Raw genomic sequence first — 25,555 nt, 5'->3', positions numbered from 1 at the left:
CCCCGGGCCGTTCCGGACTGGGCGAGGACGGGCGGGGCCGGGCCGGGACGAGAGGCCGGGCCGGAAGCGGAAGCCGGAACAGGCGGCGCGGCCGGGGCGGCGGTCAGGCGTCGGGCAGGTATCTCTCCAGCGTCTCCGCGTCCTCGGCGCCCTCCTCCGCCAGGGCCTGCCGCACGACGCGCAGGGCGAGCCCCTCCGGATATCCGCGGCGGGCGAGCATCCCGGCGAGGCGCCGCAGCCGCTTCTCGGGCGGCAGGCCGCGGGTGGTGCGCAGTCTGCGCTCCACCAGGGCGCGGGCCGTCTCCTCTTCCTGGGCGGAGTCGAGCTGCCCGAGCGCCCCGTCGATCACGGTTGATTCCACGCCCCGGGTGCGCAGCTCCCTGGCGAGGGCGCGGCGGGCGAGGCCCCGGCCGCGATGGCGGGACTCCACCCAGGCGTCCGCGAAGCTCGCGTCGTCGATGAGGCCGACCTCTTCGAAGCGTGACAGCACCTCGTCGGCCGCTTCGTCGGGGATGCCGCGCTTGCGCAGGGCGTCGGCGAGCTGCTGCCGGGTGCGGGGGGTACCGGTGAGCAGCCGCAGGCAGATGGCCCTGGCCTGCTCCACCGGGTCCCGCGGGGCAGGCGGTGGTGCCTCCTCGGCCCTCGACGAGGAGGCACCACCGCTGTTCGGGGGAGCCGGGCCGTCGCCCTCCGGCCACTCGGTGCGCCGTGTCATGCCGCGCCCGGACTAGCTCTTGGCCGCGGCGGCCTTGGTGGCCTTCCCCTTGGCGGCCGTCACCGCCGTGGCCTTGGCGGCGGGCACGGCGGGCTCGGCCTTCGCCGCCTCCGCCAGCGGCCCGGCCGCGGCGTCCTGGCCGGGCTCGGCCTCGGGCTGCTGCGTCCTGGGGCCGATGCCCAGCTTCTCCTTGATCTTCTTCTCGATCTCGTTGGCCAGGTCCGGGTTGTCCCGCAGGAAGTTGCGGGCGTTCTCCTTGCCCTGGCCGAGCTGGTCACCCTCGTAGGTGTACCAGGCGCCGGACTTGCGGACGAAGCCGTTCTCCACACCCATGTCGATGAGGCCGCCCTCGCGGCTGATGCCCACGCCGTAGAGGATGTCGAACTCCGCCTGCTTGAAGGGCGGGGCCACCTTGTTCTTGACGACCTTGACGCGGGTGCGGTTGCCGACGGCGTCCGTACCGTCCTTGAGCGTCTCGATGCGCCGGATGTCCAGCCGCACCGAGGAGTAGAACTTCAGCGCCCGGCCGCCGGTGGTCGTCTCCGGGGAGCCGAACATGACGCCGACCTTCTCGCGGAGCTGGTTGATGAAGACCGCCGTCGTCCTGGACTGGTGCAGCGCACCGGTGATCTTGCGCAGGGCCTGGCTCATCAGCCGGGCCTGGAGGCCGACGTGGGAGTCGCCCATCTCGCCCTCGATCTCCGCGCGGGGCACCAGGGCGGCCACCGAGTCGATCACGATCAGGTCCAGCGCACCGGACCTGATGAGCATGTCGGTGATCTCCAGCGCCTGCTCGCCGTTGTCCGGCTGGGACAGGATGAGCTGGTCGACGTCCACGCCGAGCTTCTTGGCGTACTCGGGGTCCAGCGCGTGCTCGGCGTCGACGAAGGCGACCGTGCCGCCGGCCTTCTGGGCGTTGGCGACCGCGTGCAGCGTGAGCGTCGTCTTGCCGCTGGACTCCGGGCCGTACACCTCGACGACCCGGCCCCGGGGCAGGCCGCCGACGCCGAGGGCGACGTCCAGCGCGGTCGAGCCGGTGGGGATGACCTCGATGGGCTCGTCCGGACGCTCGCCGAGGCGCATGACGGCGCCCTTGCCGAACTGCCGTTCAATCTGTGCGAGCGCGGCGTCGAGCGCCTTCTCGCGGTCGGTTCCTGCCATGGGTGCCACCGGTTTCTGATTCGATCGCTTCACGTCCACAGACGCTAGCGGCTGCCACTGACAATCGGTCCGGACGGGCCGCCTGACCTCCTCCGCCGCGTCCATGGGAATCCATGTTCGATTTCCGTGTCAAGTAGCCGCGCCGCCCCTGTGGATACCGCAAAGCCGCAGGTCACATCCGGTTACCACCGGGTTGTGGAGAAGCCGGCGCCCTGAAGGGATGAAGGAAGGCCGGGTCAGCGCAGGTGCCCCGGGACCTCCATGGCCGCGCACACCGCCCGCCACACGTCCTTCGCGTTCCACCCGGCGTCCAGCGCCTCGTACACCGTCCGCCCGCCCAGCTCGGACATCACGTGGTCGCGGGCGAAGGAATCGGCGTACGCACCGCCGAAGTGCGCCGCCATCCGCTCCCAGAAGTCCGTCAGCCGCATGCGTCCAGTATCCCGCACCGGCACGGCGTCCGGCGGCACGGGCCGTTGTCGGTGGCCGGGTGCACGATGGGGTCATGCGTCACTCCGCCGCACTCGACGGCTTCTCCCCCGCGACGCGCGCCTGGTTCGCGGGGGCCTTCCGCGCGCCCACCGCCGCGCAGGAGGGCGCCTGGCAGGCGCTGGCCCAGGGCACGGACGCCCTGGTCGTCGCGCCCACCGGCTCGGGCAAGACGCTGGCGGCGTTCCTCGCCTCGCTGGACCGGCTGGCCGCCGAGCCGCCGCCCGCCGAACCGCTGCGCCGCTGCCGGGTGCTGTACGTCTCACCGCTGAAGGCCCTGGCGGTGGACGTCGAGCGCAACCTGCGCAGCCCGCTGACCGGCATCCGCCAGGAGTCCCTGCGCCTGGGGCTGCCCGAGCCCGGGATCCGGGTGGCGATCCGCTCCGGCGACACCCCGGCGGCCGAGCGGCGCTCGCTCGCCCGCCGCCCGCCGGACATCCTCATCACCACGCCCGAGTCGCTGTTCCTCATGCTCACCTCGCAGGCACGCGAGGCGCTCAGCGGCGTGGAGACGGTCATCCTGGACGAGGTGCACGCCGTCGCCGGCACCAAGCGCGGCGCGCACCTCGCGCTGTCCCTCGAACGGCTCGACGCGCTGCTGGACCGCCCGGCGCGCCGCATCGGCCTGTCCGCCACCGTGCGGCCCGTCGAGGAGGTCGCGCGGTTCCTGTCCCCGCAGCGCGCGGTCACGATCGTCCAGCCGCCCTCGGAGAAGGAGTTCGCCCTCCAGGTCGTCGTGCCCGTGGAGGACATGGGCGAGCTGGGCGGCTCCCCGGTGCCGGACGAGGACGTCACCGCCAAGCCGTCGATCTGGCCGTCGGTGGAGGAGCGCATCACCGACCTGGTCGAACGCCACCGTTCCACCATCGTCTTCGTCAACTCCCGGCGGCTGGCCGAGCGGCTGTGCAACCGGCTGAACGAGATCGCCCACGAGCGGGCCACCGGTGAGCCGCTGCCCAGGGACCACGTCCCGGCCGAGCTGATGGGCGCCTCGGGCGCGGCGGAGGGGGCACCGCCGGTGCTGGCACGGGCGCACCACGGCTCCGTCTCCAAGGAGCAGCGCGCCCAGGTCGAGGAGGACCTGAAGGCCGGGCGGCTGCGCGCGGTCGTGGCCACCTCCAGCCTGGAGCTGGGCATCGACATGGGCGCGGTGGACCTGGTGATCCAGGTGGAGTCGCCACCCTCGGTGGCCTCGGGGCTGCAACGCGTGGGCCGTGCGGGGCACCAGGTGGGCGCCGTCTCGGCGGGGGTCGTCTTCCCGAAGTACCGCGGGGACCTGGTGCAGTCCGCCGTGGTGACGGAGCGGATGCGGCTGGGCGCGATCGAGGCGCTGCGCGTGCCGGCGAACCCGCTGGACGTGCTGGCCCAGCAGATCGTCGCCATGGCCGCCATGGACACCTGGGACGTGGCCGAGCTGCTGGCCGTGGTACGCCGTGCCGCGCCCTTCGCCGCCCTCCCGGAGTCCGCGTACACCGGTGTGCTGGACATGCTCGCGGGGCGCTATCCGTCCGACGCGTTCGCCGAGCTGCGCCCGCGCCTGGTGTGGGACCGCGTCGCCCACACCGTCACCGCGCGCCCCGGCGCGCAGCGCCTGGCCGTCACCTCGGGCGGCACCATTCCCGACCGCGGCCTGTTCGGCGTCTTCCTCGCCGGATCCGACCCGAAGAAGGGCGGCGGCCGGGTCGGCGAGCTGGACGAGGAGATGGTGTACGAGTCCCGGGTGGGGGACGTCTTCACGCTGGGCACCACGTCCTGGCGCATCGAGGACATCACCCGCGACCGCGTCCTGGTCTCCCCCGCGCCCGGTGTGCCCGGCCGCCTGCCGTTCTGGAAGGGCGACCAGCTCGGCAGGCCGCTGGAGCTGGGCCGGGCGCTGGGCGCCTTCCTGCGCGAGGTGGGCGCGCTGGACGAGGACGCGGCCACGGCGCGCCTGGCGTCGGCGGGCCTGGACGCACTGGCCGTGCGGAACCTGCTGGCGTACCTGGCGGAGCAGCGCGCTGCCTGCGGCCACGTCCCGGACGACCGCACCATCGTCGTGGAGCGGTTCCGCGACGAGCTGGGCGACTGGCGCGTCGTCGTCCACTCCCCGTTCGGGGCGCAGGTGCACGCGCCGTGGGCGCTGGCACTCGGCGCCCGCCTCACCGAACGGTACGGACTGGACGCGCAGGTCATGCACGCCGACGACGGCATCGTGCTGCGCCTGCCCGACGCGGACCTGCTGGGCCTGGACGCCGCGGACGACACGTTCGCGGACGCCGGGACGGAGCGGGAGCAGGCGCCCGTCGGCGCCCAGGACGTGCTGTTCGCGCAGGAGGAGGTCGACGGGACGGTCACCGAGCAGGTCGGCGGCTCCGCGCTGTTCGCCGCCCGCTTCCGGGAGTGTGCCGCCCGCGCGCTGCTGCTGCCCCGGCGCGATCCCGGCCGGCGCACCCCGCTGTGGCAGCAGCGGCAGCGCGCCTCGCACCTCCTTCAGGTGGCGAGCGACTTCGGGTCGTTCCCCATCGTCCTGGAGGCGGTGCGCGAGTGCCTGCAGGACGTGTTCGACGTCCCCGGCCTCGCCGAACTCATGGGCGACGTGGCCGCCCGCCGGGTGCGCCTGGTGGAGGTCACCACGCCCGAGCCCTCGCCCTTCGCCCGTTCGCTGCTGTTCGGCTACGTCGCCCAGTTCCTGTACGAGGGCGACACCCCGCTCGCCGAGCGCCGGGCCGCCGCCCTGTCGCTGGACTCCCGGCTGCTGGCCGAGCTGCTCGGCCGCGCGGAGCTGCGGGAACTGCTGGACGCGGACGTGCTGGCGGAGCTGGAGGCCGAGCTGCGGTGGCGCACCGAGGACCGCCGCCTGAAGGACGTGGAGGCCGTCGCCGACGCGCTGCGGCTGCTGGGCCCGCTCACCGAAGCGGAGCTGGCCGAACGGGGCGCCGGGCCGGGCTGGGCGGCCGAGCTGGCGGGCGCCCGCCGGGCCATCGCCGTCCGGATCGCGGGGCGGGAGCACTGGGCGGCCGTGGAGGACGCCGGGCGGCTGCGGGACGCACTGGGCGCCGCCCTGCCGGTCGGCGTGCCCGAGGCGTTCACCGAGCCGGTGGCCGATCCGCTGGGTGATCTGCTCGCCCGCTACGCCCGCACCCACGGCCCGTTCACCACGCAGGAGGCGTCGGACCGCTTCGGTCTGGGCAGCGCCGTCACGGATGCCGCGCTGCACCGCATGGCCGCCGAGGGCCGGCTGCTCCAGGGCGAGTTCCACCCGGCGGGGGCCGGCCAGGAGTGGTGCGATCCGGCGGTGCTGCGGCGGCTGCGGCGCCGGTCCCTGGCCGCCCTGCGCCAGGAGCTGGAACCGGTGCCCGCCCCGGCGCTGGCCGCGTTCCTGCCGCAGTGGCAGCACCTGGGGGCCGGGGGGCTGCGCGGCGCCGACGGCCTGGCCCGCGCCGTCGAACAGCTCCAGGGCGTCGCCGTGCCCGCCTCCGCGCTGGAGCGGCTGGTGCTGCCCGGCCGGGTCCCCGGATACGCGCCGGGCCTGCTGGACGAGCTGACGACGACGGGTGAGGTGGTGTGGGCGGGTGCCGGGGCGCTGCCGGGCAAGGACGGGTGGGTGGCGCTCTACCCGGCGGACGCCGCCCCGCTGCTGCTGCCCGAACCGCACCCGCTGGAGCTGACAGCCCGGCACCGCGCGGTGCTGGACGCGCTGGCGGGCGGCTACGGGCTGTTCTTCCGGCAGCTCGCCGAGCACGTCCGCGCCGTCGAACCGGAGGTCACCGACCCGCAGCTCGCCGACGCCGTCTGGGAGCTGGCCTGGTCCGGGCGGCTCACCAACGACAGCCTCGCGCCGCTGCGCAGCCTCCTGGGCTCCGGGCGCACCGCCGGGTCCACCGCGCACCGGGCCCGGCGCACCGTGCCGCGTGGGCGCTACGGCTCGCTCGGCGTGCGGACGGCCTCGCGGGGCGGCCCGCCGACGGTCGCCGGGCGGTGGTCGCTGCTCCCGCCGCGCGAGGAGGACGCCACGGTGCGCGCGCACGCCCTGGCCCGTACCCTGCTGGACCGCCACGGCGTCGTCACGCGCGGCGCCGTCGCCGCGGAGGGCGTCGCGGGCGGTTTCGCCGCGGCGTACCGGGTGCTGTCGGCCTTCGAGGAGAGCGGCCAGGCCCGCCGGGGCTACGTCGTGGAGCACCTGGGGGCCGCGCAGTTCGCGGTGGACGGCGCGGTGGACCGGCTGCGCGCCGTCCACACCGCCAGGGAGCGGGAGCCGCAGCACCGCGCGCTGGTGCTCGCCGCCGCGGACCCGGCCAACGCCTACGGGGCCGCCCTCCCCTGGCCGGAGCCGCCGGAGGGCGCGGGGCACAAGCCTGGCCGCAAGGCGGGTGCCCTGGTCGTCCTGGTCGACGGTGAGCTGGTCCTCTACCTGGAGCGGGGCGGCAGGTCGCTGCTGGCCTGGTGCGAGGGGGCGCCGCTGGAGGCCGCCGCGGCGGCGCTGGCCGGTGCCGCCCGCGCCGGGTCCCTGGGCACCCTCACCGTCGAGCGCGCCAACGGCGCTCCGGTGCTGACGGCCCCGCTGGGCGGGGCGCTGGAGGCCGCGGGCTTCCACGCCACCCCGCGCGGCCTGCGGCTGCGGGCGTGAGGGGGCGGCGGGGTGCCGGAGGGAGACACGGTGTGGCGCACCGCGCGGCGGCTGGACCAGGCGCTGTCCGGGGCCCGGCTGACGCGTGCCGACCTGCGGGTGCCCGCGTTCGCGACCGCCCGGTTGACCGGGCGTGAGGTGCTGGAGACCGTTCCCCGCGGCAAGCACCTGCTGACGCGCCTCGGCGGCGGCCTGACGCTGCACTCGCACCTGCGGATGGACGGCTCCTGGCGGACGTTCGCGGACGGCGAGCGCTGGAGCGGCGGGCCGGGACACGAGATCCGGGCCGTGCTGGGCACCGCGGAGCGCACGGCGGTCGGCTACCGGCTGCCGGTGCTGGAACTGCTGCCCACGGCGCGGGAGGAGGAAGTGGTCGGCCACCTCGGGCCGGATCTGCTGGGTGCGGACTGGGACGCCGGTGAGGCGCTGCGCCGGCTGCGCGCCGATCCCGGCCGCGCGATCGGCGAGGCCCTGCTGGACCAGCGCAACCTGGCGGGCCTGGGCAACGTGTACCGGTCGGAGCTGTGCTTCCTGGTCCGGATTCCGCCGTGGACGCCCGTGGGCCTGGTCCCCGCGCCGGAGCGGCTGCTCGCGCTGGCGCACCGGCTGCTGGACGTGAACAAGGCCCGTGCCGAGCGCTGCACGACGGGCGACCGCCGCCGGGGGCGGATGCTGTGGGTGTACGGGCGCGGCAACCGGCCGTGCCTGCGCTGCGGCACCCCGGTGCGGAGCGCGGACGCGGGCCCGGCGTCGCGGGCTCCCCGCCCGGTGTACTGGTGCCCCGCCTGCCAGCCGGAGCCGTCCGGCACGGCCCGGCCGGGGCCGCCGCGGTGGGCAGGGCCTGCGGGCCGCTGAGGAGCCGCCCGGCCCGGCCGGACAAGCACGGTGCCGAGGCCCTGGTACGGACCTCGGCACAAAGGTGCGGTGGTGCGGTGGGTCAGGCGGCGACGACGTCCACGGCCTCGGTGGGCCGCTTGATCGTCACGCGTTCGTTCGGACGGCCGGTGACGGAACTCACCGACACCGGGTTGAGCATGGGCCGCATCGGCGCGGGCACCGCATCACCGGCGGCCGACTGGGCCAGCTCGGCGAGGGCCAGTTCGTCACTGACCTCGCGCATCAGCTCGGACATCGGAACGTCCAGTGCGTCGCAGATGGACGACAGCAGCTCGGAGGAAGCCTCCTTCTGCCCCCGCTCCACTTCGGAGAGGTACCCGAGTGAGACGCGCGCGGATGCGGAGACTTCGCGCAGGGTACGGCCCTGACGCTGGCGCTGCCGACGCAGCACGTCACCCAGCAGGCGACGGAGCAGAATCATCGGTGGCTCCCTCCTCGGACCGTGGACCTGAATCCTTCATGCCCCACCGTACCGCCTACAACCGTGGCCGTGCGGGGAGCGATGTCGTGTTCACTCAGGGCTGCAAACATCCTGCGTCCCCGGTCTGTTCCGTGTCCGGTCCTCCGCTCTTCTTCCGCAGTTCCCCGCAGAGCAGCCGCAGGGCGGCTGCGACGCTGCCGTCGCGGATCGCGGCCCGGTCCCCCTCAAGGTCCAGGCGCCGGGCGACGGCCTCCCCGCCGGGACCGGCGACGGCCACGTACACCCGCCCCACGGGCTGGCCGTCCTGCGGCTCGGGACCGGCGACGCCGGTGGTGGCCACGCCCCAGCCGGTGCCCAGCAGGCGCCGGACGCCGGTGGCCATCTGCCGGGCCACCTCGGCGTCGACCGCGCCCCGCTCGTCGAGCAGGCCACCGTCCACCCCCAGCAGCTCCCGTTTGATCCCGGTGGCGTAGGCGGTGACCGAGCCGCGGAACGCCCGCGACGCCCCGGGGGCGTCCGTCAGCGCGGCGGCGACCAGGCCGCCGGTGAGGGACTCGGCGGCGGCGACGTCCTCTCCCCGCTGCCCCAGTACCTCCAGCGCGTCGGCTGCGGCCTCGCGGATCATCGCGCGCCCTCCTTTCGCTGTGCCGTGCCGTCCGCGGCGGCCGCCCGCGCGGCGCGCGATCCGGCCCGGCGGAGCACCACGGCCTGGTGCACGTACTCGACGGCGCTGCCCACCGTCAGGAGCACCGCCGCCGCCATGACCCACCACCGCAGGCTGGCCAGCGGACCGGTCAGCACGAGGATGTACATGCCCACCGCGACGCCCTGGGCGAGCGTCTTGAGCTTGCCGCCCCGGCTGGCGGGGATCACGCCGTAGCGGATCACCCAGAACCGCATGGCGGTGACGGCCACCTCCCGGCCGACGATGACCGCGGTCACCCACCAGGGCAGGTCACCCAGGACCGACAGGCAGACCAGGGCCGCGCCCATGATGGCCTTGTCCGCGATCGGGTCGGCGATCTTGCCGAAGTCGGTCACCAGGTCGTAGCGCCGGGCCAGCTCGCCGTCGAAGAGGTCGGTGATCATGGCGACGGTGAAGGCCGCCCACGCCAGCGAGCGCCAGGCCGGGTCGTGGCCGCCGTCGACGACCATCAGCAGTACAAAGCCGGGCACCAGGGCGAGCCGCACCATGGTGAGGATGTTGGCGATGTTCCACAGGCCCGCCTGCCGGGACGCGGCCCGCTGGGGCTGCGCCACGGAGCCTCCCCCGGCCGCGGAGGCCGGGACGCCCGTCATCCGACCGCCTCCTTCGCCCGCTCCGGTTCGGCGACCAGGTCCACGCCCTCGGCCGCCACCACCCTCGCTTCGACCATATGCCCGACGGCGAGCCCGGCGCAGCCGGAGCCGGTCAGCCGGACCTGCCCGTCGGTCTCGGGGGCCTGGTGCGCGGCACGGCCGTGGACGCCGTCCTCGGCGTCCACGCTCTCCACGAGCACCGAGACGGCCTCACCGACGCGCTCCTCGGCGCGCTGGGCGGTCAGCTCCTCGGCGAGCGGCGTCAGGTGCGCCAGGCGTTCGGCGACGGCGTCGGGGTCGAGCTTGTCCTCGTACCCGGCTGCCTCGGTGCCGTCCTCGTCGGAATAGCCGAACACGCCGATGGCGTCCAGCCGTGCCGCGGTGAGGAAGCGTTCCAGCTCGCCGAAGTCGGCCTCGGACTCGCCGGGGAAGCCGACGATGAAGTTGGACCGCACCCCGGCGGCGGGGGCCTTGCCGCGGATCGTCTCCAGCAGCTCCCAGAAGCGTTCGGTGTCCCCGAAGCGGCGCATCGCGCGCAGCACGCCGGGGGCGGCGTGCTGGAAGGACAGGTCGAAGTAGGGAGCGACCTTCTCCGTCCCGGCGAGCACGTCGATCAGCCCGGGCCGCAGCTCGGCGGGCTGGAGGTAGCTCACGCGCACCCGCTCGATGCCCTCGACGGCCGCGAGCTGCGGCAGCAGCGTCTCCAGCAGCCGGATGTCGCCCAGGTCCTTGCCGTAGGAGGTGTTGTTCTCGGAGACCAGCATGACCTCCCGGACACCCTCCCCGGCGAGCCAGCGCGTCTCGGCGAGCACGTCGGAGGGCCTGCGGGAGATGAAGGACCCGCGGAAGGAGGGGATGGCGCAGAAGGAGCAGCGCCGGTCGCAGCCGGAGGCCAGCTTGACGGAGGCGACGGGACCGGCGTCCAGGCGCCGCCGCAGCGGGGGGCGCGGGCCGGAGGCCGGGGCCAGCCCGGCCGGCAGGTCGGCGGGGACGGGGCCGGCCGGGACGGGCGCGGCGTCACCCGCGTCCTGCACGGCGTCGCCGTGCCCGGGCAGCGCCACCCCGGTGCCCTGCCGGGCGGCGGGGCTGATGGGCAGCAGCTTGCGCCGGTCCCTCGGGGTGTGCGGGGCGTGGACGCCGCCGCTGAGGATCGTCTGGAGCCGTCCGGAGATGTCAGCGTAGTCGTCGAAGCCGAGCACGCCGTCGGCCTCGGGCAGGGCGTCCGCCAGCTCGCTGCCGTACCGCTCGGCCATGCAGCCGACGGCCACGACGGCCTGGGTGCGGCCCTGGCCCTTGAGGTCTCCGGCTTCCAGCAGCGCGTCGACGGAGTCCTTCTTGGCCGCCTCGACGAACCCGCAGGTGTTGACGACGGCGACGTCCGCGTCCGCGGCGTCGGGGACGAGGTCCCAGCCGTCCGCCGCCAGGCGGCCTGCCAGCTCCTCCGAGTCCACTTCGTTACGGGCGCAGCCGAGTGTGACCAGGGCGACGGTACGGCGTTCGGGCATGAGCCCAGCCTACTTCGTCCCGCCGGTGCCCCCGGCCGGGCCCTGCCTGTGGGCGGGGGTCAGCCCTGCGCCGGGTCTCCCTTGGTGTAGCTGACCCGCTGCACCTGGCCCACCTCGCCGACGGGCTCGACCTTCTTGCCGTTGACGAACACCTCGACCGCCCCGGCGTTGCCGAGGACGAGGTCGATCTGCTCGTCGTCGGTGAAGGTCTGGCTGTCGCCGTCCTCCAGCACGCCCTCGTGCATGAGCCGCCCGGTGTGGTCCTCCGCGGAGATCCAGCTGTTCCCGTTGGTGGCGACGAGCTTGACCGTCACCTTGTCGGCGGGGGCCGCCGCGATGGCGCTGTCGGACGGCTCCGGCGCCGGCCCGGCGTCGGACGCGGTCGGCGAGGGGCTCGCGGAGGGCGTCGCCTCGGCCTTGGCGACCGGTGTGCCGCTCTGGTCGTCACCGCCGAAAAGAGTGAACCCGACGAACCCGACGACCGCCACGATCGCCGCCACCATGGCCGCCGTCCAGTTGGGGCGGCGCGGTTCGGGCCGGATGCGTTCCGCCTCGAACAGCGGCGCCGCGGGGGTGGCCCGCGGGCGTCCGCCGTGTTCGGCGTCGTACTGCTCGATCAGACCGGCCGGATCGAGCCCGACGGCACGGGCGAGCGCGCGGATGTGCCCGCGCGCGTAGACGTCGCCGCCGCAGCGGCTGAAGTCGTCCTGCTCGATCGCCTGGACGATCGGCACGCGCACGCGGGTGGCGGAACTGACCTCGTCGACGGTCAGCCCCGCGTCGATACGGGCCTGGCGGAGGACGCGGCCGACCGGGGGCCGGTCCTCGTGGGGGCCGGCGGACGGCCGGTCCTCTTCGGGGGAGTTGCCGATGGACACGAGGGCGCCTTTCGAACGTGTAGCCACCTGCTGGGCACTCAGTCTAGGGGGGTCGCAAAAGGTTCGGGCAAGCGGGCGGACGAACTTTGTCCCCCATCAGGATGGACGGCTTCCCCTCCTGCGCGGTGACGCATCGCCCAGGGGCCGAGGGTGCTGTTCGTGTTACCCGCCTGACTGGACGTATTCCTCGCGGGGACGGTTGCCCGCGTGCTCATCACGAATGAGTCTCCCCACGGATCACCGCCAGTACGTCGTCCAGTTCGTCCGGCTTGACAAGCACGTCCCGGGCCTTGGACCCCTCGCTCGGCCCGACGACACCGCGGCTCTCCATCAGGTCCATCAGCCGGCCAGCCTTGGCGAAGCCCACCCGCAGCTTGCGCTGGAGCATCGAGGTGGAGCCGAACTGGGTGGAGACGACCAGCTCCGCCGCCTGGCACAGCAGGTCGAGGTCGTCGCCGATCTCCTCGTCGATCTCCTTCTTCTGCTTCTGCCCGACCGTCACGTCGTCGCGGAACCGCGGGGCCATCTGCTCCTTGCAGTGGGCGACGACCCCGCGGATCTCCTCCTCGGTGACGAAGGCGCCCTGCATACGCGTGGGCTTCCCATCACCCATCGGAAGGAACAGGCCATCACCCTTCCCGATGAGTTTCTCCGCGCCCGCCTGGTCGAGGATGACGCGGCTGTCGGCCAGCGAGGAGGTGGCGAAGGCGAGCCGGGAGGGCACGTTCGCCTTGATGAGCCCGGTGACGACGTCCACCGAGGGCCGCTGCGTGGCCAGCACGAGGTGGATGCCCGCGGCGCGGGCGAGCTGGGTGATGCGGACGATGGCGTCCTCCACGTCGCGCGGCGCGACCATCATGAGGTCCGCCAGCTCGTCCACGATCACCAGCAGGTACGGGTAGGGGGCGAGCTGCCGCTCGCTGCCCTCGGGGGCGCTGATCTTCCCCGCCCGCACCGCGGCGTTGAAGTCGTCGATGTGCCGGAACCCGAACGCGGCCAGGTCGTCGTAGCGCAGGTCCATCTCCCGGACGACCCACTGGAGCGCCTCGGCGGCCTTCTTGGGGTTGGTGATGATGGGCGTGATGAGGTGCGGGATGCCCTCGTAGGCGGTCAGCTCCACCCGCTTGGGGTCCACGAGCACCATGCGCACGTCCTCGGGCGTGGCGCGCATCATGACCGAGGTGATCAGGCAGTTGATGCAGGACGACTTGCCCGAGCCCGTGGCGCCCGCGACCAGGATGTGCGGCATGTGCGCGAGGTTGGCGTTGACGTAGCCGCCCTCGACGTCCTTGCCGAGCGCCACCAGCATCGGGTGCTCGTCGCCCACCGCCTCGGCCGAGCGCAGCACGTCGCCGCAGTTGACCATCTCGCGGTCGCTGTTGGGGATCTCGATGCCCACCGCGGACTTCCCCGGGATCGGGGAGATGATCCGCACGTCCGGGCTGGCGACCGCGTAGGCGATGTTGCGGGCCAGCGCCGTGATCTTCTCGACCTTCACCGCCGGGCCCAGCTCGACCTCGTAGCGGGTGACCGTCGGGCCCCGGGTGAAGCCGGTGACCGAGGCGTCCACCTTGAACTCCGTGAAGACGGTCGTGAGCGCCTCCACCACGGCGTCGTTGGCGGCGCTGCGGGTGCGTCCCGGGCCGCCGCGCACGAGCAGGTCGAGGGAGGGCAGGGCGTAGGTGACGTCGCCGGACAGCTGGAGCTGCTCGGCGCGCGCCGGCGTGTCCCCGGCCGGTTCGGGCGCCCGCTTGGTCAGGTCGGGCACGCCGCCGCGCTCCCCGTCGGCGCCGCCGCGCGGACGGTCACCGCCGTACGGCGTCGTGGCCCGCGCGGGCCCGGACGGCTCACGCCGCTGCGCCCGCTCCTGCTCGGCGGCCACCGTGCTGCTGATCCCGGCCACCAGCGGCGAGGGCTGCACGCCGTGCAGCAGCGCGCCGTCCAGGTCCGCCGTGGCCGCCGCCGCGAGGTCCAGCCCGTCCAGGCTGCGGCCGTCGGCGTCCTGCGCGAACGCCCCGCCGCCCGCCTCCGGCGCACGCCGGGCGCGCCGGGCCGCGCGGCGGCGGTCCAGCGCCTCCTTCTCGGCCTCCTCCGGCCCGGTGTCCTTGCGGAGGTTGGCCCGGCGCTGCCGGGGCGGCGCGCCCGCCCGGTCGTCCGCGTCCGCGGCGTGCTCCCCCGCGGGCCCGGCCAGCACTCCGAGCCGCACGGCGAGCTGCCGCAGCCGCTGCGGGACGGCGTTGACCGGCGTCGCGGTCACCACGAGCAGCCCGAAGACGGTGACGAGCACCAGCAGCGGCACCGCGAGGACCTCGGTGACGGTGAGGATGAGCGGCTTGGACGCCGCCCAGCCGATCAGCCCGCCGGCGTCCCGCAGGACGTCGTCACCCGCACCGCGCCCCGGCGCGCCGCAGGCGATGTGGACCAGGCCCAGCACGCCGAACACCAGCGCGGAGAACCCGATGACGATGCGCCCGTTGGCCTCCTGCCGCTCCGGGTGGCGGATGAGCCGGACGGCGAGCGCGCCCAGCAGCACGGGGACGAGCAGGTCGAGCCGGCCGAAGGCGCCGGTGACGAGCATGGTGACGAGGTCCCCGACCGGACCCTGGAGGCTGGACCACGTCCCGGCGGCCACCACGATGGCGAAGCCGAGCAGCAGCAGCGCCACCCCGTCCTTGCGGTGCGCCGGGTCCAGACCTCTCGCACCGCGCCCTATGCCGCGCAGCAGCGCACCGAGGGTGTGGGCGATGCCGAGCCACACGGCACGCACCAGGCGGTAGATGCCTCCCGTGGGGGACGGCGCCGGCTTGACCGGCGGCCGCTTCGCCGCCGCCTTCTTCGCCGCGGCGCTCCTCGGGCTGGCCTTCTTCGCCGCCGGCCTCGCGGGCGCCTTCGCCGGTGGCTTCGCTGCCTTCTTCGCGGGCGCCTTGCTGGCCGCCTTGCCGGACGTACGTGAGGCCATGGTGGTGAGGTTACCGCCGACCGCCGCGCGAGGCACGGACGGATCGGCGGTCAGCGGCGGCCAAAGCACGCGGCGGCCACCGCCTGCCGCGCCGGTGACCCGGCGTCAGGAGCCCGCCGTCAGCTCACTGCTGGGTGGGCAGCGAGGCCGGACGCCCGCCCGTGCCGGGTTCCAGGGCGTCAAGTGCCCGGCGCAGCCCGGTGAGTTTGCGCTCCAGGTGCGCGGCGGTTGCCACCGCCGCGGCGTCCGCGTGGTCCCCGAGCTGCTTGGACAGCGCCTCGGCCTGCTCCTCGACCGCCGCCAGCCGGGCGGACAGCTCGGCGAGCACCCCGGCGGGTTCGGAGGACTCCCCGCCGGAGCCCTCCTCACCGTTGTCGAGCTGGAGGCGCAGCAGGGCGGCCTGCTCGCGCAGCTGCACGTTCTTCATGTACAGCTCGACGAACACCGACACCTTCGCACGGAGCACCCACGGGTCGAAGGGCTTGGAGATGTAGTCGACGGCCCCGGCCGCGTAACCGCGGAAGGTGTGGTGCGGGCCGTGGTTGATGGCGGTGAGGAAGATGATCGGGATGTCCCGCGTCCGCTCGCGGCGCTTGATGTGCGCCGCCGTCTCGAAGCCGTCCATGCCCGGCATCTGGACATCCAGCAGGATCACGGCGAAATCGTCCGTGAGCAGCGCCTTCAGCGCTTCCTCCCCTGACGATGCCCGCACCAGCGTCTGATCGAGCGCGGAGAGGATGGCCTCCAGCGCCAGCAGATTCTCCGGCCGGTCATCGACCAGGAGGATCTTGGCCTTCTGCACCATGGCCCGTCCTCCTCGCCCCGGCGACGTCCGGGACGCCGCCTTCGGGGACGACTCCTTTGCGCCGCCCGTCCTTGTGCCGGTCATGGTAGCCGCACCCTGCCGCCCGCCACACCCTGTCACCGCGATGTCACTGTGCACACAGCAGAAACGCTTCGCAGGACCAGGAGGTTCCCCGAACACCGCAGTTCGCCCGGAACCGGCCACAGGCAGTCAACATACACGGCTCCGGGGAACCCGCGCGTACCGGCCCGAATCATCCGGCCCGCATCCACTCCCCCATCACGGACAGCAGGTGGCCCGGGTCGACCGGCTTGGTGACGTGGTCGGAGGCCCCGGCGTCGATGCTCTTCTCCCGGTCGCCCTTCATCGCCTTGGCCGTCAGCGCGATGATCGGCAGCCCCGCGAACTGCGGCATCCGCCGGATCGCCTGCGTCGTGGCGTAGCCGTCCATCTCCGGCATCATGATGTCCATCAGCACCAGGGCCACGTCGTCGTGCTGCTCCAGCACCTCGATGCCCTCGCGGCCGTTCTCCGCGTACAGCACCTGAAGCCCGTTCTGCTCCAGCACGCTGGTGAGCGCGAAGACGTTGCGCACGTCGTCGTCCACGATCAGCACCTTGCGGCCCTGGAACCGGGCCGGGTCGGGCGCCGCGCTCCCGGACGGCCGCCACTCGGCGCCGGACTCCGGCTCCGGCTCGCGCTCCGGCTCCGCGAGGGGCTCCCCGCCGCCTTGCGGCACGCCGGGCGCCGCGCCGTTCACGCCCGTCCGCGCACCGTCCGGCCCGCCACCGCGGCCACCGGTGCCCTCGGGCCGGACCGGACCACCGTCGGGACCGGCGGGACGCTCCCCGGCGGCGCCGTCCGCGGCCGGGAGGGCCGGGAGCGCACGGGGCGCGGACACCGCCGGCACCTCGTCCGCCGCACGGGACCGCGCCCCCGGTCCCGCCGGACGGGACGAGAGCGGCAGGGCCAGCGGCGCGCCCACGGGCTGCTCGAACCCGGGCGGCGGCAGCTCGGTCGGGTCGAGCGGCAGGTACAGGGTGAACGTCGAGCCGCGGCCCGGCTCGCTGACGGCGTCGATCTCGCCGCCCAGGAGCCGGGCGATCTCCCGGCTGATGGACAGCCCGAGCCCGGTGCCGCCGTACTTGCGGCTGGTCGTGCCGTCCGCCTGCTTGAACGCCTCGAAGATCACCCGCATCTTGCTCTGCGCGATACCGATGCCGGTGTCGGTCACCGAGAAGGCGATCAGCTCGGCGTCGGCGTCCCGCAGCGCGCCCTGCTCCAGCATCTGCTCCCGGATCGGGACGGGCACGTCCCTCTTGGCCGCCCGGATGACCAGCTCCACCGCACCGCCGTCGGTGAACTTCACCGCGTTCGACAGCAGGTTCCGCAGCACCTGGAGCAGCCGCTGCTCGTCCGTGTGCAGGGTGGGCGGCAGCTCGGGCGACACCCGTACCGAGAAGTCGAGGTTCTTCTCCGCCGTCAGCGGCCGGAAGTGCGCCTCGACGTAGTCGACGAGCTGCACCAGCGCGATCCGGGTCGGGGAGACGTCCATCTTCCCCGCCTCGACCTTCGACAGGTCGAGGATGTCGTTGATGAGCTGGAGCAGGTCGGAGCCCGCGCCGTGGATCGTCTCGGCGAACTCCACCTGTTTCGGGGAGAGGTTCCCCTCCCCGTTGTCGGCCAGCAGCTTGGCCAGGATGAGCAGCGAGTTCAGCGGCGTGCGCAGCTCGTGCGACATGTTCGCCAGGAACTCCGACTTGTAGCGCATCGAGACGGCGAGCTGCTCGGCGCGCTCCTCCAGCACCTGCCGGGCCTGCTCGATCTCGGAGTTCTTGATCTCGATGTCCTGGTTGGTCTGCGCGAGCTGCTCCGCCTTCTCCTCCAGCTGCGCGTTGGAGTTCTCCAGCGCCATCTGGCGGCTCTCCAGCTCCACCGAACGCTCCTGGAGCTGCTCGGCCAGCTCCTGCGACTGCTTGAGCAGCACCTCCGTCTTGGTGTTGACGCTGATGGTGTTGACGCTCGTGGCGATCATCTCGGCGATCTGGCTGAGGAAGTCCTTCTGGATCTGGGTGAACGGCTGGAACGCCGCGAGTTCCACCACGCCGAGCAGCTCGCCCTCGAAGACGACCGGCATGACGATGACGTCCGCGGGCGCGGACTCGCCGAGCCCCGAGCCGATCTTCAGGTAGCCCGGCGGCACCTTCTCCATGACGATGGTGCGCTTCTCCACCGCCGCCGTGCCCACCAGGGACTCCCCCGGGGCGAACGCGGTCGGCATGGCGTCCCGGCGGTAGCCGTAGGAGCCCAGCAGGCGCAGCTCGTAGGCGCCGTCACCCTCGCCCACCCCGGCCTTCTCCGGCTCCTCGCCCGTCGGCACGGCCAGGAAGAACGCGCCGTGCTGGGCGGAGACGGCGGGCGTCAGCTCGCTCATGATGAGCTGCGCCACGTCGTTCAGCTCCCGGCGCCCCTGCATGAGGCCGGAGATGCGGGCCAGATTGCCCTTGAGCCAGTCCTGCTCGCGGTTGGCGAGCGTGGTCTCGCGCAGGTTGCGGATCATCTGGTTCAGGTAACCCTGGAGTTCCATGATCTCGCCGGCCGCGTCCACGTCGATGGTCACCGCGTGGTCGCCGCGGGCCACCGCCGTCGCCACCTTCGCCATCACGCGGATCTGCCGGGTCAGGTTCCCCGCCATCTCGTTCACCGACTCGGTGAGGTCCTGCCAGGTGCCCGCCACGTCCCGCACCCGGGCCTGACCGCCGAGGATGCCCTCGGTGCCCACCTCGCGGGCCACCCGGGTGACCTCCTCGGCGAACAGGGAGAGCTGGTCGACCATCGTGTTGATCGTCGTCTTCAGCTCCAGGATCTCGCCCCGGGCCTCGATGTCGATCTTCTTGGTCAGGTCGCCCTTGGCGATGGCGGTCGTCACCTGGGCGATGTTGCGGACCTGCCCGGTGAGGTTGTTCGCCATCGAGTTGACGGACTCGGTCAGGTCCTTCCAGGTGCCCGACACGCCCGGCACCTGAGCCTGGCCGCCGAGGCGGCCCTCCGTCCCCACCTCGCGCGCGACCCGCGTGACCTCGGCGGCGAACGACGACAGCGTCGTCACCATCGTGTTGACCGTGTCCGCCAGCCGGGCGATCTCGCCGCTCGCCTCGACGGTGACCTTCTTGCTCAGGTCGCCGTTGGCGACGGCCGTGGCCACGTCGGAGATGTTGCGCACCTGACCGGTCAGGTTGTTCGCCATCAGGTTGACGTTGTCGGTCAGGTTCTTCCAGATGCCGGAGACGCCGCGCACGTGCGCCTGGCCCCCGAGCTTGCCCTCGGTCCCCACCTCGCGCGCCACGCGGGTCACCTGCTCGGCGAACGACGAGAGCTGGTCCACCATCGTGTTCACCGTGGTGACGAGGGTGAGGATCTCCCCCTTGGCGTCCACGCTGATCTTCTTCGACAGGTCGCCCTCGGCCACGGCGGTGGTGACCTCGGCGATGTTGCGCACCTGCGACGTCAGGTTGTTCGCCATGCCGTTGACCGACTGCGTGAGGTCCTTCCAGGTGCCGGCCAGGCCCTTCACCTCGGCCTGCCCGCCGAGCTTGCCCTCGGTGCCCACCTCACTGGCCACCCGGGTCACCTGCTCGGCGAACGAGGAGAGCTGGTCCACCATCGTGTTGATGGTCGTCTTCAGCTCCAGGATCTCGCCCCGGGCGTCCACGGTGATCTTCTGTGACAGGTCACCGCGGGCGACGGCCGTCGCCACCTGCGAGATGTTGCGCACCTGTCCCGTCAGGTTCTCGGCCATGCCGTTCACCGAGTCGGTCAGGTCGCGCCACACGCCCGCGACGCCGGGCACCTGCGCCTGGCCGCCCAGGCGGCCCTCCGTGCCCACCTCGCGCGCCACCAGCGTCACCTGATCGGCGAAGGACGAGAGCTGGTCGACCATCGTGTTGATGGTGTTCTTCAGTTCCAGGATCTCGCCGCGCGCGTCGACCTGGATCTTCTGCGACAGGTCGCCGCGGGCCACGGCGGTGGTCACCTGGGCGATCTGCCGCACCTGGTCCGTCAGGTTGCCCGCCATCGTGTTGACGGAGTCCGTGAGGTCCTTCCACGTGCCCGAGACGCCGTCCACCCGGGCCTGGCCGCCCAGACGGCCCTCCGTGCCCACGTCGCGCGACATCCGGGTGACCTGCTCGGCGAAGGAGGAGAGCTGGTCGACCATGGTGTTCACGGTGTTCTTCAGCTCCAGCATCTCGCCGGAGACGTCCACCGTCACCTTCTGCGACAGGTCACCGTTGGCCACCGCCGTCGTCACCTGCGCGATGTTGCGGACCTGCCCGGTGAGGTTGGCGAAGGCGGTGTTGACGGAGTCCGTGAGGTCCTTCCACGTGCCGGCGGCTCCCGGCACCTTCGCCTGGCCGCCCAGCCCGCCCTCGACGCCGACCTCCCGGGCGACGCGCGTCACTTCCGCGCCGAAGGAGGAGAGCTGGCCCACCATGGTGTTCACGGTGTTCTTCAGCTCCAGCATCTCGCCGGAGACGTCCACCGTCACCTTCTGCGACAGGTCACCGTTGGCCACCGCCGTCGTCACCTGCGCGATGTCCCGCACCTGCGCGGTGAGGTTGCGGAAGGCGGTGTTCACCGAATCGGTGAGGTCCTTCCAGGTGCCCGCCACGCCCGGCACCTGCGCCTGCCCGCCGAGGATGCCCTCGGTGCCGACCTCGCTGGCCGCCCGCGTCACCTCGTCGGCGAAGGTCCGCAGCGTCTCGGTCATCGTGTTGATCGTGTCGGCGAGCTGCGCGACCTCGCCGCGCGCGTTCACCGCGACCTTCTGCGACAGGTCGCCGCCCGCCACGGCCGTCGTCACCCGGGCGATCTCCCGCACCTGTGAGGTGAGGTTGCCCGCCATGAGGTTGACCGAGTCTGTCAGGTCCTGCCAGACGCCGCCGACGCCCTCGACGCGCGCCTGCCCGCCCAGCTCCCCCTCGGTGCCGACCTCGCGCGCGACGCGCGTCACCTCCGACTGGAAGGACGAGAGCTGGTCCACCATCGTGTTGACGGTGTTCTTCAGCTCCAGCATCTCCCCGGCCACGTGGACGGTGACCTTGCGCGACAGGTCGCCCTTGGCCACCGCCGTCGTGACCAGCGCGATGTCGCGCACCTGGGCCGTGAGCCGCGACGCCATGGTGTTGACGGAGTCCGTGAGGTCCTTCCACGACCCGGACATGCCGCGCACCTTGGCCTGCCCGCCGAGCTTGCCCTCGGTTCCCACCTCACTGGCCACCCGGGTCACCTCGTCGGTGAACACCGACAACTGGTCCACCAGCCCGTTGACCGTCCTGGCCACCTTCAGGAACTCGCCGCGCAGCGCGTGCGGCGGATTGCCGTCCGGGCCCTGCACCCGCAGGTCCATGCGCTGGCCGAGATCGCCCTCGGCGACCGCGCTGAGCACCCGGCCCACCTCGGACACCGGCCGTACCAGGTCGTCCACCAGGGCGTTCGAGGCGTTGACCGCGGCCGCCCAGGAACCCTCACAGGCCCCGGCCTCCAGCCGCTCGGTCAGCCGCCCCTCCCGGCCGACCACCCGGCGCACCCGGGACAGCTCGTTCGCCAGGTGCAGGTTGCGGTCGGCCACGTCGTTGAAGAGGGCCGAGATCTCCGCCATCGGGCCCTCGCCCGCGACGGTGAGCCGTTTTCGGAAGTTCCCGTCCCGCATCGCCATGAGCGCGGTACGGAGCCGGTCCAGGGCAGCCCTGTCCACCTCGACGGTCCCGCTCCTCCGGGTCCGTCCGCCCTTCGGCCGCGTGCCGGCGCCCGTTCGCGCCGTTCCGCCAGAGTCCACCGCGTCCCTCCTGCAGGGTCGACCATTCCGTCCGGCTGCCTCAACCAACCTTCCCAGTGTTTCACCTCGGCCGAACCAGGCGATAACAGTTCGGCAGCATCGCACACCACCGGTCCGGACGCCGGAGGGGGAATCACCCGCATCCGGCGCCCGCCTCCCCAGCGAACGTAAGTAACCTGGCCTTCGGCTGTCCATTCCGCCCGCGCCGCGGACGGGACGGGCCCGCCGGACAGCGGCGGACGGCACAGTGGCCGAGTGAGCTAGACGGGCAAGGAGAGAACGCCGGGGTGGAGAAGCAGAGCGCCAGTCTGGGGCGGCCCACCGCGCGGGTGTACGCCCAGCGCGGCCCCGAGGCGCAGCCGACGGGGCACACCGACACACCCATGGGGGCAGACGTGATCACGGCACGGGCCGCAGCCACCTTCGAGCCGGTCGGACGATCGGTCGCTGCCGCCCGCGGCTTCGTGCGCGACACCCTCCAGGGGTGGGGCCTCGCGGACATCATCGACGACGCCGTCGTCCTCACCAGCGAACTGGTGACCAACGCCGTCGTCCACGCCGGTACCTCCGCCGAGGTGCGGTGCCTGCGCGACGGGGACGGCGTGCGCGTCGAGGTCGCCGACCGCTACCCGGAGCGCGAGGTGCCCGTACGCGACGCCGACCAGCTCCAGCCGGGGCCCGACCGGGAGGGCGGACGCGGTCTGATGCTGTGCGCGGCCCTCGCCACCCGCTGGGGCGTGGACTACACCGCGTCCGACAAGCGCGTGTGGTTCCGCCTCGACCTGCCCGACCGCCCCGTGGGCACCCGCGCCGCCGGTCCGGAGCTGCCCGACGACGCGCTGCCGTTCACCGACAGCCGCGTCCGCGTCGCCGTCGTGCAGATCGACCGCGGCGGCGGCGTCTCCGCCTGGAACGACGACGCCGTGGAACTGTCCGGGTTCACCGCGGACCAGGTCGTCGGCAAGCCCCTGAGCGACTTCGCCGCCTGGCCGCACACCCCCGGCACCGGGACCGGCATCGCGGAGGCCCTGGCCCTGTCCCGCTGGGAGGGCACCTACGGGCTCCGCCGCGCCGACGGGCGCACCATCCCCGTCTACGCCTCCCACCTGCGCATGCGCGACGCCGCCGGGGAGCCGTCCACCGTCTGCCTCCTCGTGCGCGAGCACGAGCGCGCCGTCCTCCAGAGCCCGCTGCGCCCGCCCTCCTCCGAGGGCTCCGGCGGGTCCGGTGAGGGGCGCGACCGCGCGGGAGTCGACCCGTTCGAGGTGTTCATCGGCTCACCGCCGCCGGAGGATCTGGACGGCCTGCTCCAGCGGACCGTCGAGCGGGCCCGCGACATGCTCGAAGGCGACGCCGCCTACCTGCTCCTCGCCACCGACGACGAGACGGAGCTGGAGGTCCGCGCCTCCACCGGCCTGCCCGCCGCCCGGCAGCGCTTCGCCCGGGTGCCCGTCGAGGCCGGCAGCGGCCGGTACGGCAGCGCGCGGCTGCCATCCGTGCACGAGGACGTGCCAGCCGTGCCCGGCGCCGTGCCGCTGCTGGAGGGCACGGGCATGCGCTCGGTGGTCACCGTCCCGCTCAAGGTCGAGGGACGCCTGACGGGATCGCTCGGCGTGGCCGCCGAGGCGCCGGGCCGCTACACCAACGAGGAGGCCCTGCGCCTCCAGTTCGCCGCCGACCGCATCGCCCTGGCCGTGGAGTCCGCCCGGCTCACCGAGCTGGAGCGGCTGCGCCGCGGTTCCCTGTCCTTCCTCGTCGAGGCGTCCGACCTGCTCGCCGGCACCCTCGACCGGGACCAGACCCTCGCCCTCATGGCGCAGATGACGGTGCCCACGCTCGCCACCTGGTGCGCCGTCTACACCATCGCCGAGTCCAACTCCGAACCGGAACTCGCCTACGTCCTGCACGAGGACGAGGAGCGCATCGACGGCCTCAAGGCCCTGCTGGCCAAGGTGGAGCCGCCCGAGCCCGTCCTGGCTCCCGGCGCCCGCGGCTGGTCCGCGCCGGGCAGCGCGGCGCACTCCACCGCGCTGCGCACCTCCCTGCGCAGCCTCTCCCTGGGCGACGACTCCGGCTCGGCTCCCGGCACCAGCCTGGCCACCGCCTCCGCCGTCGGAGGCGAGACGGTCGTCATGCCGCTGGTGGCCCGCAACCGCGTCATCGGCATGCTCACCCTCGGCAAACCGACCGACGAGCGTTTCCGCCAGGAGATCCTGGAACTGGCCGAGGATCTGTCCCGCCGTGCCGCGCTCGCCCTCGACAACGCGCGGCTCTACTCCGAGCGCACCGCGATCAGCCAGTCGTTGCAGCGCAGCCTGCTCCCGCCGGAACTGCCCGACGTTCCCGGTGTGGAGGTCGAGGTCATCTACCGCGCGGCCGGTGAGGGCAACGAGGTCGGCGGCGACTTCTACGACCTCTTCCCCATCCGGGACGGCGCCTACGGCTTCGCGGTCGGCGACGTGTGCGGCACGGGCCCGGAGGCCGCCGCCGTCACCGGCCTGGCCCGCCACGCCCTGCGCCTGCTGGCCCGCGAGGGCTTCGCCGGTCCCGCGGTACTGGAGCGCCTGAACGCCGCCATCCTGGAGGAGGGCTCCCGCAGCCGCTTCCTCACCCTCCTGTACGGCGAGCTGTGGCCGCAGGAGTCCGGCGGCGCGCTGCTCAAGGTCGTCTGCGCGGGCCATCCGCTGCCCCTGCGGCTGCGGCAGGACGGCAGCGTCGAACCGGCGGCCGAGCCGCAGCCGCTGCTCGGGGTGATGGAGGATCTCGACCTGTACGAGCAGACCCTCACCCTCGACCCGGGTGACGTGCTGGTCTGCGTGACGGACGGCGTCACCGAGCGGCGGGAGGGCACCCGCATGCTGGGCGACGACGGGCTCGCGGAATGCCTCACCGCCTGCACGGGCCTCACGGCCGGGGCGGTGGCGTCCCGCATCATGCGTGCCGTCGAACGGTTCGCCGCCGACGCCCCGTCGGACGACATGGCCATCATGGCGATGCGCGTCCCGGAGTGACCGCCCGGCGAACAAGGGTCCCGGACATGCGAAAAGCCCCCGCCACGTGGCGGGGGCTTTCGTCTGAGCCCCAAAACGGAATCGAACCGTTGACCTTCTCCTTACCATGGAGACGCTCTGCCGACTGAGCTATTGGGGCGCGTCGACGGCAACGATCATACCTGACGGGCGACGGCCCGCCGACCACGTCAGCCCGCGGGTTCGAGCACCAGGCCGCCCAGCGCGTTGCAGGCGCCGACGATGCGGTGCAGCTCCCTCCGGGTCAGACCGGCGTGGAACGGCAGGGCCAGGGTCTCGGCCGCGGCCCGCTCCGTCTCCGGAAGCCGCACCGGGCCCCGGTGGGCCGTTGTGCGGTGGGCCGGTGTGGGAACCGGCACCGTGCACCGCACGCCCCGCGCCGACAGCGCACGCCGGAACGCGTCCCGGTCCGGTCGCCCGTTGCCGGGCACGCGCACGACGTACTGCGTGTACGCGTGCCGCACCCCCGGCGCGGCGGTGGGGGTGACGACGCCGGTGAGGCGGGCGTCCAGGTAGACGGCGTGCTGGCGGCGACGCGCGGCGTCCAGCTCCGGGACGCCGGGGTCCCGCTCCTGCGGCATGACGATCCGCACGCCGCACCGCTCACCCAGCGCGAGGAACCGGGAGGTGTCGACGGGGTGGCCGAAGAGCGCCAGCGGCACGACCGCCGCCGTCCGCTCGCCGACCGCGGCCTCGGCGGCGTCCGGATCGAGGCAGAGACTCGCGGCGTCGATGTCGGCGAATACCGGTACGGCGTCCAGCGACCGGACGGCCCGGGCCGTCTCCTCGCCGCCGAAGGAGGGCAGGACCACCTCGTCCCCGGCGCGCACGCCGGCGGCGGCCAACAGTGAGGTCACCATGGGGACGATGATGGCGAAATGACATGAACGCCTGGTGACAGAACATGAAAAAGCCCGGGGCCCGGACGAAAACGTCCGGGCCCCGGGCCCAATGA

The 25,555-nt window shown here is 73.4% G+C and carries 15 protein-coding genes and 1 tRNA gene; 3 read left to right on the top strand and 13 right to left on the bottom strand.

Annotation, left to right across the window (positions count from 1 at the left end; all coding sequences use genetic code 11):
• Positions 1-103 precede the first annotated feature (103 nt).
• The 3 genes from recX to V1J52_RS00070 all read right to left on the bottom strand — a co-directional run bounded on the left by recX (position 104) and on the right by V1J52_RS00070 (position 2,307).
• On the bottom strand, positions 104-715 hold the full coding sequence (gene recX, locus V1J52_RS00080) for a recombination regulator RecX (protein ID WP_330137410.1): 612 nt from the start codon (positions 713-715) through the stop codon (positions 104-106).
• A gap of 12 nt (positions 716-727) precedes the next feature.
• Positions 728-1,876 (bottom strand): recombinase RecA, encoded by a 1,149-nt coding sequence (gene recA, locus V1J52_RS00075; RefSeq protein WP_330137409.1) that lies wholly within the window; start codon positions 1,874-1,876, stop codon positions 728-730.
• A 236-nt stretch (positions 1,877-2,112) separates the two neighbouring features.
• Complete coding sequence (locus tag V1J52_RS00070; RefSeq protein WP_330137408.1) at positions 2,113-2,307, bottom strand: DUF3046 domain-containing protein; 195 nt, start codon at positions 2,305-2,307, stop codon at positions 2,113-2,115.
• 74 nt (positions 2,308-2,381) lie between these two features.
• On the opposite strand from V1J52_RS00070, the gene V1J52_RS00065 reads away from it, so the two are divergent.
• Both V1J52_RS00065 and V1J52_RS00060 read left to right on the top strand, forming a co-directional pair.
• Positions 2,382-6,971 (top strand): ATP-dependent helicase, encoded by a 4,590-nt coding sequence (locus V1J52_RS00065; RefSeq protein ID WP_330137407.1) that lies wholly within the window; start codon positions 2,382-2,384, stop codon positions 6,969-6,971.
• 12 nt (positions 6,972-6,983) lie between these two features.
• The gene (locus V1J52_RS00060; RefSeq protein ID WP_330137406.1) at positions 6,984-7,826 is read left to right on the top strand and encodes a DNA-formamidopyrimidine glycosylase family protein; all 843 of its coding nucleotides are present in this window, start codon (positions 6,984-6,986) and stop codon (positions 7,824-7,826) included.
• Positions 7,827-7,908: 82 nt separating this feature from the next.
• Here V1J52_RS00060 and V1J52_RS00055 read toward each other — a convergent pair whose 3' ends face one another.
• The 8 genes from V1J52_RS00055 to V1J52_RS00020 all read right to left on the bottom strand — a co-directional run bounded on the left by V1J52_RS00055 (position 7,909) and on the right by V1J52_RS00020 (position 21,490).
• Positions 7,909-8,289 (bottom strand): helix-turn-helix domain-containing protein, encoded by a 381-nt coding sequence (locus tag V1J52_RS00055; RefSeq protein WP_330137405.1) that lies wholly within the window; start codon positions 8,287-8,289, stop codon positions 7,909-7,911.
• 94 nt (positions 8,290-8,383) lie between these two features.
• Positions 8,384-8,914, bottom strand: coding sequence for a CinA family protein (locus V1J52_RS00050; RefSeq protein ID WP_330137404.1), 531 nt, complete (start codon positions 8,912-8,914; stop codon positions 8,384-8,386).
• Positions 8,911-9,588 carry a CDP-diacylglycerol--glycerol-3-phosphate 3-phosphatidyltransferase gene (gene pgsA / locus V1J52_RS00045; RefSeq protein WP_330137403.1) on the bottom strand — a complete coding sequence of 226 codons (678 nt, stop codon included), beginning with the start codon at positions 9,586-9,588 and terminating at the stop codon, positions 8,911-8,913. The genes V1J52_RS00050 and pgsA overlap by 4 nt, the downstream gene beginning before the upstream one ends.
• Entirely contained in the window at positions 9,585-11,093 is a 1,509-nt protein-coding gene (gene rimO, locus V1J52_RS00040; RefSeq protein ID WP_330137402.1) for a 30S ribosomal protein S12 methylthiotransferase RimO, read from the bottom strand. Before rimO ends, pgsA begins: the two co-directional genes overlap by 4 nt.
• A 59-nt stretch (positions 11,094-11,152) precedes the next feature.
• A complete protein-coding gene (locus V1J52_RS00035; protein WP_330138073.1) occupies positions 11,153-11,971 on the bottom strand; it encodes a helix-turn-helix domain-containing protein in 819 nt (272 codons plus the stop codon).
• Positions 11,972-12,185: 214 nt separating this feature from the next.
• Positions 12,186-14,930 carry a DNA translocase FtsK gene (locus V1J52_RS00030; protein ID WP_330137401.1) on the bottom strand — a complete coding sequence of 915 codons (2,745 nt, stop codon included), beginning with the start codon at positions 14,928-14,930 and terminating at the stop codon, positions 12,186-12,188.
• Between the two features lie 124 nt (positions 14,931-15,054).
• Entirely contained in the window at positions 15,055-15,735 is a 681-nt protein-coding gene (locus V1J52_RS00025; RefSeq protein WP_330137400.1) for a response regulator, read from the bottom strand.
• A 253-nt stretch (positions 15,736-15,988) separates the two neighbouring features.
• Positions 15,989-21,490 carry a HAMP domain-containing protein gene (locus V1J52_RS00020; protein WP_443075668.1) on the bottom strand — a complete coding sequence of 1,834 codons (5,502 nt, stop codon included), beginning with the start codon at positions 21,488-21,490 and terminating at the stop codon, positions 15,989-15,991.
• A gap of 464 nt (positions 21,491-21,954) precedes the next feature.
• Here V1J52_RS00020 and V1J52_RS00015 point away from each other — a divergent pair, with 464 nt between their 5' ends.
• Positions 21,955-24,582 carry a SpoIIE family protein phosphatase gene (locus tag V1J52_RS00015; RefSeq protein ID WP_330138072.1) on the top strand — a complete coding sequence of 876 codons (2,628 nt, stop codon included), beginning with the start codon at positions 21,955-21,957 and terminating at the stop codon, positions 24,580-24,582.
• A gap of 66 nt (positions 24,583-24,648) precedes the next feature.
• Here the strand turns inward: V1J52_RS00015 and V1J52_RS00010 are convergent.
• Together V1J52_RS00010 and V1J52_RS00005 are read right to left on the bottom strand one after the other, a co-directional pair.
• A tRNA-Thr gene (locus V1J52_RS00010) sits at positions 24,649-24,721 on the bottom strand.
• 49 nt (positions 24,722-24,770) lie between these two features.
• Entirely contained in the window at positions 24,771-25,448 is a 678-nt protein-coding gene (locus V1J52_RS00005; RefSeq protein ID WP_330138071.1) for a DegT/DnrJ/EryC1/StrS family aminotransferase, read from the bottom strand.
• Positions 25,449-25,555: the final 107 nt, after the last annotated feature.

The organism is Streptomyces solitudinis (assembly GCF_036323765.1).
GTDB lineage: Bacteria > Actinomycetota > Actinomycetes > Streptomycetales > Streptomycetaceae > Streptomyces.
This window is presented reverse-complemented; position numbering and strand designations above follow the sequence as displayed.